Here is a 7,347-nt window from a genome sequence, read left to right on the forward strand (position 1 = left end):
GCGGGGGTGCTTTGGATGCGCTTTGCGAAGCCTTTCGGCCAAGCCGGCCGCCGCCTGGTCGGCTTCAGTGTGTGGAGGGCCAGCTCGGTGTGGTCGGGGGCGCCTGTTCAAGCTCGGCCCAGTCGTCTCGTACCGGGGCGAACACCTCCACCACGACCGCGCCCTCCGGCCCCGCTTGGGCCTCGTGAGGAACGTCCGCGAGAATGCGCCAGGTACCGCCGGGTCCGAGGTCGCGGGTCTCCTGGCCCACGCGGAAGGTGACCGTACCCTGCAGGCAGAGGCCGATCTGCTCGTTGACGTGGCGGTGCTCGGGGACCAGGCCGTTCGGTGGCAGCTCGACGACGGCCAGGGTGAGCTGCTCGCCCTGGACCACGCGGGCCAGGACGTCCTTCCAGATCCGGGTGGGCGGGATGGCGTTCAGGTGGGTCAGCATCAGGCGGCTCCGTACACGGGTGTGGTCCATTCGGAATGGTCGGGATTCTCACGGCGGCTGATCGCCTGCAGCAGGCGTTGTACGGCAAGCGTCGCCTCGCCCGGGTGCCCGTCTCCGACGGGCCGGCCGTCCACCTCGACGACCGGGGCGACGAGCACCGCCGTACCGCACAGCAGGAGCTCGTCACAGGAGTAGAGCTCCGAGCGATGCACGCGCCGTTCCTCGACGAGGGCGCCGGTGGTCTCACCCAGGAGGTGCATGACCTGCCGGCGGGTGATGCCGGGAAGGATGTCGTCTGTCGCGGCGGGGGTGGCCCAGCGCTCGCCGGTTCTGATCAGCACGTTCGAGGTGGTGGCCTCGGCGACGTGGCCGTCGCCGGTCAGCATGATGGCCTCGTCGAAGCCGTGGCGCAGCGCCTCGGTCTTGGCCAGGGCGGGACCGACGTAGCTGCCGATCACCTTGGCCCGGTTGGGCACGGCGGCGTCGCCGGTCCTGCGCCAGGCGCTCACCATGCAGCGCACCCCGCCCCGGTCGATGTAGTCGCCCGGCATGGGGGTGGCGGCCAGGTACAGGCGCGTGCCGCAGTCGTGCATCCGGACGGCCAGCTGCTCGCCGGCCTGCAGCAGGAGGGGCCGCACGTAGGCGTCGGCGCGCACGTCGTTGCGGCGTAGCAGCTCGATGGTCAGGCGGGTCAGCTGGTCCGGGTCGTACGGCAGCTCCAGTCCGAGGATGCGGGCCGAGCGGGCCATTCGCTCGTAGTGGGCCCGCGCCTCCAGCAGGTAGAGCTCCTGGTGATTCGGGTTCCAGCAGGCCCTGATCCCTTCGAAGGTGCCCGTGCCGTACGAGACCGCGTTGGCCAGGACGCTGAGCCGGGACTCCTTCTCAGGCACGAACGCGTCCTCGGCGTAGACCTCGGCGTAGGGGGTTCCGAATCGCATGCCGACAGCATGAGCGCACCGTCCGTTAAGGACAATCGACAGCTTCTTAATAAAGGGTTTAGCGTTTCCGTATGCTCGATGTAGCCCGACTCCGCGTTCTGCAGGAGGTGGCCCGCCACGGGTCGCTCACCCGCGCCGCTACCGCGCTGTCGTACACCACCTCGGCGCTGTCGCAGCAGATCTCCGTGCTCGAGCGGGAGGCCGGGGCACGACTGCTCGAACGGCATGCCCGGGGCGTGCGGCTGACGGAGGCAGGCCGGGCGCTCCTGACCCACACCGAGCGGATCATGACCGAGCTGCGTGCCGCCGAGAGCACGCTGGCCGCGATCTGCGCCGGAGCGGGCGGGAGGCTGCGGTTCGGATCGTTCACGACGGCGAACGCCACGCTCATGCCCATGGCCGTACGCGCCTTCCTGCGCGAGCGGCCCGCGGTCTCGGTGGAGCTGATCGAGGTCGAGCGCGACGAGGCCGTGGCCGCGGTCGCCGCGCACGAGCTGGACCTGGCGCTCGTGTACGAGTTCCCCGTCGTCCCCCTGACCGCCCCCGCGAACGTCGAGGTGCGCCCGCTGCTCGTCGACCCGCTGCACATCGCGCTGCCGCCGGACCACCGCCTGGCCGGACGCCCCCGCATCCGGCTGGCCGACCTGGCCGAGGAACGGTGGATCCAGGGGGTGCACCGGGGCTCCACGCTCGACGTGCTGCCCCGGGCGTGCCGGCAGGCGGGATTCGAGCCGGTCGTCGCGTTCAGGACCGACGACCAGATGACGGTGAGAGGGCTGGTCGCCGCCGGGCTGGGGGTGGCGCTCGCCCCGTTCCTCACCCTTCCCGCGACCGCTCCCGACCTGGTGGTGCGGCCGCTGGACGAACCGTCGCTGACCAGGACCGTCATGACCGCCACGCCGGCACAGCAGCACCGGCTGCCCGCGGCCGCCGCGATGATCGAGCACTTGCGGGCGGTGGCCGCGGAACTCAGGGGGCTGGACGGGCGGATTTCACCATGAACCCCCCGGCGGCACAACCGGTCGCCTGCCGTACCGCAGCTGTCAGTGGCGGGCGACGACGCTCAGCCGGCGATGGGCGGGTCGAGGCGGGCGAACCCCTCCTGACGCCGGTACTGGGAGTAGGGGTAGGGGGCGGTCCGGAGGCTCGCCGCGTCGAGCCGGGCGACGTGTTCCGGGGTGAGGGCCCAGCCGATGGCGCCGAGGTTGTCGCGAAGTTGCTCCTCGTCACGGGCGCCGATGATGACCGACGCCACGGTGGGCCGGTCCAGCAGCCAGTTGAGGGCGACCTGCGGGACGGTCTTGCCGGTTTCCTCCGCGACCTCGTCGAGCACGTCGACCACGGTGAACAGGTGCTCCTCGTCCACCGGCGGGCCGTACGAGGCGGTCCGGTGCAGGCGGCTGCGGGCGGGCAGCGGCGCGCCACGGCGGACCTTGCCGGTGAGCCGGCCCCAGCCGAGCGGGCTCCACACGAGCGCGCCGACGCCCTGGTCCAGGCCGAGGGGCATCAGCTCCCACTCGTAGTCCCGGCCGACGAGCGAGTAGTAGACCTGATGCGCGACGTAACGCGGATAGCCGTGGCGCTCGGCGGCCCCCAGCGACTTCATGAGCTGCCAGCCGGAGAAGTTGGAGACGCCGACGTAGCGCAGCTTCCCGGAGCGTACGAGGTCGTCGAGCGTGGACAGCACCTCCTCGACCGGCGTGCCCGCGTCGAAGGCGTGCAGCTGGAACAGGTCGATGTGATCGGTGCCCAGCCGGCGCAGCGCGTCCTCGACCGCCTTGATCAGCCGAGTGCGCGAGGTCCCGGCGTCACCCCGCCCGTCGCCCATCGGCAGTCCGGCCTTCGTCGACAGCAGCACCTCGTCGCGACGGCCCTTGACGGCCGCTCCCAGGACCTCTTCCGACGCGCCGCCCGAATAGACGTCGGCACTGTCGAACATGGTGACGCCGGCCTCGAGGCAGATGTCCACGAGGCGGCGGGCCTGCCTGACGTCGGTGTCGCCCCACTCGCCGAACAGCTCGCCTCGGCCGGCGAAGGTGCCGGCGCCGAAACTCAGTACGGGGACCTTGAGGCCGGACGCGCCCAGGCGTCGGTATTCCATCAGATGACTCCTTCTGTGCTTCACAGTGGTTGCCAGGTGGCGCCGTCGGCGTCCTGGCGTACGCGGCCGAACACCACGTCGGCGAAGTGCACGCCGAACCCGAGGGTGTCCGGCCGCCGGAGCTCGGCCAGCAGCCAGTGGCGCTGGCGGGCCGACCCGGCGGGGTCGTGATCGGCGCCCGACGACCACTCGGGGTGGCGGACCTGGACGGGGGAGTGCAGCGCGTCGCCGAACGCCAGCAGCCGCCGTCCTCCCGAGCTGATGACGAAGACAGCGTGCCCCGCGGTGTGGCCGGGGGCGAGCCGTACCCGCACACCAGGGAAGATCTCCTCCGCGTCGCGCACGAGCCGCAGCCGCGGCGCGAGCATGGAGAGCATCAGGCCGGTGACGCCGTGCTCCTCGGCGAGGTGGCGGTGCGCCCATTCCTGCTCGGCCACCAGGAAGGCGGCGCCGGTGAAGACCGGCGGGTCGACGCAGGCCCAGCCCAGATGGTCGGCGTGCAGATGGGTGAAGGCCACAGTCTGGATCTCGCCGGGCGCGCGCCCGAGCCGGTCCAGGTTCTCCAGCAGCGCGCCCCCGTGAATGGCGCCGACCAGCGGGTGATCGGGGTCCTCCGGTACGGCACGCGGTCCGAACCCCGCGTCGATGAGCAGGGCCCGGCTGCCGTGCTCGATCAGCAGCCCGCCGATGCCCGCCACCAGGTGGCCGGTGTCGTTGAGATGGTCGGCGTGCTCCATCCAGTCGCGCTCGGTGGCCGCGGGCAGCCAGCCACGTGGCCTGAGCTGCACCACGCCGTCGGGTACGTAGCTGATCCGCAACGCGCCGAGCCGGAGCGAGCGGATCCCCGACGGCCTGCGTAGCCGTCTGTCGATCATGGTGCCTCCTCGGCCGGTGTTCGCCGTCCCACCGTGACGAAGAGGACGTACAGCATCAAGAACGACATATGTCATGATTCATTCGCAGAACTCATCGTTCGAGGTGGAGGGCATGGAGCGGCACGAGATCGAGATCTTCCTGACGCTGGCCGAGGAGTTGCACTTCGGGCGTACGGCAGAGCGGACAGGGGTGTCGCAGAGCCGGGTCAGCCAGACGATCGCCAAGCTGGAGCGCCGCATCGGCGTCAAGCTGTTCGCCCGCACCAGCCGCCAGGTGGCCCTGACCGCCATCGGACAGCAGTTGCGGGGCGGCATCGAACCGGCCCATCGCCGCATTCAGGAGGAGATCGCCAAAGCGACGGCGGCGGGGCGCGGCATCACGGGAGTGCTGCGCGTCGGTTTCTCCGGTTCGTTCACCAGCAACCTCATCCTCCAGGCCGCCGACGGCTTCTCGGCCCGCCACCCCGGCATCGAACTGCACATCCAGCAGGTGCAGATCAGCGACCCCTACGCCTCGCTGCGCGCCGGCGGGGTCGACCTCCAAGTCACCGAGTTGCCCATCGACGAGCCCGACCTGACCGTGGGCCCGGTCCTGATCTCCCAGCCCCGGGCGCTGCTCCTGCCGGCCGGCCACTCCTTCGCCCGCCACGCGTCGATCAGCGTGGAAGATCTGGCCGAGATGACCCTGCTGACCGTCGGCGGAGCCGTCCCCGACCACTGGCGCGAGCATCACTTCCCGCGCCGGACGCCCACGGGCCGGCCGATCCCTCAGGGCCAGGCCATCCTCTACTGGGAGGACGTGCTCTCACTCGTGCTGGCGGGCAAAGGCGTCTGCCCGGTCTCCGCTGCCGGTGAGCGCTACTACATGCAGCCCGGCCTCGCCTTCGTCCCCTTCCGGGACGCCCCGCCCATCGAGTACGCGCTCGTGTGGCCGAGTGCCCGCGGGACGGCCAAGGTTCGGGCTTTCGCGCGGAGCGCCCATGAGTTCACCAGAAGTCTCGGCGGGCCCGAAAGGGTCCTGGACACGCTCTGAGCTCCGTCGATAACCATGGCTGATCGATCCTTCCCGCCTTCAGCCTTGTTGCGGCCACACCCGAGACCCGACGTTTAGGAGGTCCGAAAAATAGAGGAAGGCTGACCATGACCCTGCTCCAGGAAGCGGCTCCCGCCAGACCGGTGATGACCGGCCGGCAGAAGCTCATCCTTGTACTCCTGCTCGGTTCCCAGTTCATGCTGGCGATCGACTTCTCCATCCTGAACGTGGCCCTGCCGGTGATCGGCGAAGGGCTGGGCTTCAAGCTGGCCAACCTGCAGTGGATCGCGACCACGTTCGCCCTGTGCGCCGCCGGTTTCACCCTGCTGTTCGGCCGCGTCGCCGACCTGTTCGGCAGGCGCCGGCTGTTCCTCGCGGGAATGGCGCTGCTCGGCGTGTCCTCGCTGGTCGGCGGGCTGGCGATCAACCCTGAGATGTTGCTGGTCGCGCGGGTCGCCCAAGGGCTCGCGACCGCCATGGTCACCCCCGCCGGACTGGCGCTGCTGACCACCTCTTTCGCAGAAGGGCCGTTGCGTCAGCGGGCGCTCGGACTCAACGGCGCACTCATGTCGGCGGGTTTCACCACGGGCGCGATCCTCGGCGGTCTGCTGACCGACCTGCTGAGCTGGCGCTGGGCGTTCCTCGTCAACGTTCCCGTCGCCGTGGCCGTCCTCGTGGCCGCGCCGCGCGTGATCAGCGAGAGCCGGCCCGCCGGCCGTCCCCGGATGGACCTGCCGGGCGCCATGACCGTCACCGGCGGTCTCCTGGCGCTGGTCTTCGGCCTCACCAACGCCGCCGAACACGGCTGGAGCGACTCGACGACCCTCGCGTCACTGGCGGTCGCCGTGGTCCTGCTGGTGGCGTTCTGGTTCGCGGAGAAGCGGGCCGCCGCGCCCCTGGTGCCGCTGCCCATTCTCAAGCGCCCCGCCGTGAGCTGGGGGAACCTGGCCGGCCTCATCGCGTTCCTCACTGAGACCTCCCTGGTCTTCCTGCTGACCCTCTACCTGCAGAAGGTGCTCGGCTACTCGGCGCTGGCCACGGGTCTGGCCTTCGGCGTGCTCGGCCTCGGCACCGTCGTCGGCGGTGTCATAGCGCCCAGAGTCCTGGCCAGGACCAGCGTCAGGACGGTGATCACCGCCGGATTCGCCGTCCAGGCCGTCGCCACCGCGTCCCTGTTCCTGCTCGGCGACGACCGCGGCTCCCTCGCGCTGCTCCTGGTCGCTACCTTCGTCGGCGGCGTCGGCAACATGCTGGCCATCGTCGGCTTCATGGTTGCGGCCACCTCGGGCCTGCCCGACAGCGAGCAGGGCCTCGCCACCGGCCTGGCCACCATGACCCAGCAGGTCGGCATCACCATGGGCATCCCCATCATGAGCGCGGTCGCCACCGCCGGGATGTCCGGCGGCGCCACGGTACTGGAAGGGGTGAGCACCGCGATCCTGGTCAACGCGGCCCTTGTGCTGGCCGGCGCGGTGACGGCCTGGCTCTTCCTGCGCCGCCCCGCGAACTGACCTGCGGGATCGCCTGGTCCCGCGAGCCACCCGACGACGCGGCCCGCACGATGGCGGCGGGCCGCGTCGCGGGTGGCACACTGCTGCGTCCGGCGGCCCGGCAGCGGTCCGACTTCCATTGGATTACGTGTCCCCGGACATCGATTCTGATCATCAACAGGGCTGGGGCTCCGCCCCTGGGCGCGTCTGCGTTCCCCTCCGCCGATGCTCTCTGTAGCTTCCCGCCGCACAGCCCAGCAGTGAGAGCTCCTCTGCTCTGACAGGCCCGGCGGCGGAGGACGGGTGGCATGCGGTCGCCACCCATCTCGCCGGTGCCGTGGGCGGCACCACGGCTGTGCGGTCAGAGCCGCTTCCTTCCAGCTCACGGCGTGCTGCCCATGCACGCTCAGCCGAGGAGTGTCGTCAGGATCAGCTGGTAGAAGACGAGGTAGGCCAGCAGCGAGAGGGAAAGGGCGG

General features: G+C 70.7%; 7 protein-coding genes. 3 read left to right on the forward strand and 4 right to left on the reverse strand.

The window, feature by feature from the left end:
* Positions 1–64: 64 nt before the first annotated feature.
* Together AB0I67_RS42960 and ilvE are read right to left on the reverse strand one after the other, a co-directional pair.
* Positions 65–433 (reverse strand): cupin domain-containing protein, encoded by a 369-nt coding sequence (locus AB0I67_RS42960; RefSeq protein ID WP_357936738.1) that lies wholly within the window; start codon positions 431–433, stop codon positions 65–67.
* Positions 433–1,371, reverse strand: coding sequence for a branched-chain-amino-acid transaminase (gene ilvE / locus AB0I67_RS42965; RefSeq protein ID WP_357936740.1), 939 nt, complete (start codon positions 1,369–1,371; stop codon positions 433–435). Before ilvE ends, AB0I67_RS42960 begins: the two co-directional genes overlap by 1 nt.
* Before the next feature lie 71 nt (positions 1,372–1,442).
* Between ilvE and AB0I67_RS42970 the strand changes: the two genes are divergently transcribed.
* Positions 1,443–2,372, forward strand: a complete 930-nt coding sequence (locus AB0I67_RS42970; protein ID WP_357936742.1) for a LysR family transcriptional regulator — start codon at positions 1,443–1,445, stop codon at positions 2,370–2,372.
* Positions 2,373–2,434: 62 nt separating this feature from the next.
* On the opposite strand, the gene AB0I67_RS42975 is transcribed toward AB0I67_RS42970, so the two are convergent.
* Together AB0I67_RS42975 and AB0I67_RS42980 are read right to left on the reverse strand one after the other, a co-directional pair.
* The gene (locus AB0I67_RS42975; protein WP_357936744.1) at positions 2,435–3,472 is read right to left on the reverse strand and encodes an aldo/keto reductase; all 1,038 of its coding nucleotides are present in this window, start codon (positions 3,470–3,472) and stop codon (positions 2,435–2,437) included.
* A gap of 20 nt (positions 3,473–3,492) precedes the next feature.
* Complete coding sequence (locus AB0I67_RS42980) at positions 3,493–4,347, reverse strand: MBL fold metallo-hydrolase (RefSeq protein ID WP_357936746.1); 855 nt, start codon at positions 4,345–4,347, stop codon at positions 3,493–3,495.
* Positions 4,348–4,420: 73 nt separating this feature from the next.
* Here AB0I67_RS42980 and AB0I67_RS42985 point away from each other — a divergent pair, with 73 nt between their 5' ends.
* Together AB0I67_RS42985 and AB0I67_RS42990 are read left to right on the forward strand one after the other, a co-directional pair.
* Positions 4,421–5,380, forward strand: coding sequence for a LysR family transcriptional regulator (locus AB0I67_RS42985; protein ID WP_357936748.1), 960 nt, complete (start codon positions 4,421–4,423; stop codon positions 5,378–5,380).
* Positions 5,381–5,487: 107 nt separating this feature from the next.
* Positions 5,488–6,891, forward strand: coding sequence for an MFS transporter (locus AB0I67_RS42990; protein WP_357936750.1), 1,404 nt, complete (start codon positions 5,488–5,490; stop codon positions 6,889–6,891).
* The last annotated feature ends 456 nt before the right edge of the window (positions 6,892–7,347 follow it).

Origin of the sequence: Nonomuraea sp. NPDC050310 (assembly GCF_040655795.1) — a bacterium.
Taxonomy (GTDB): domain Bacteria; phylum Actinomycetota; class Actinomycetes; order Streptosporangiales; family Streptosporangiaceae; genus Nonomuraea.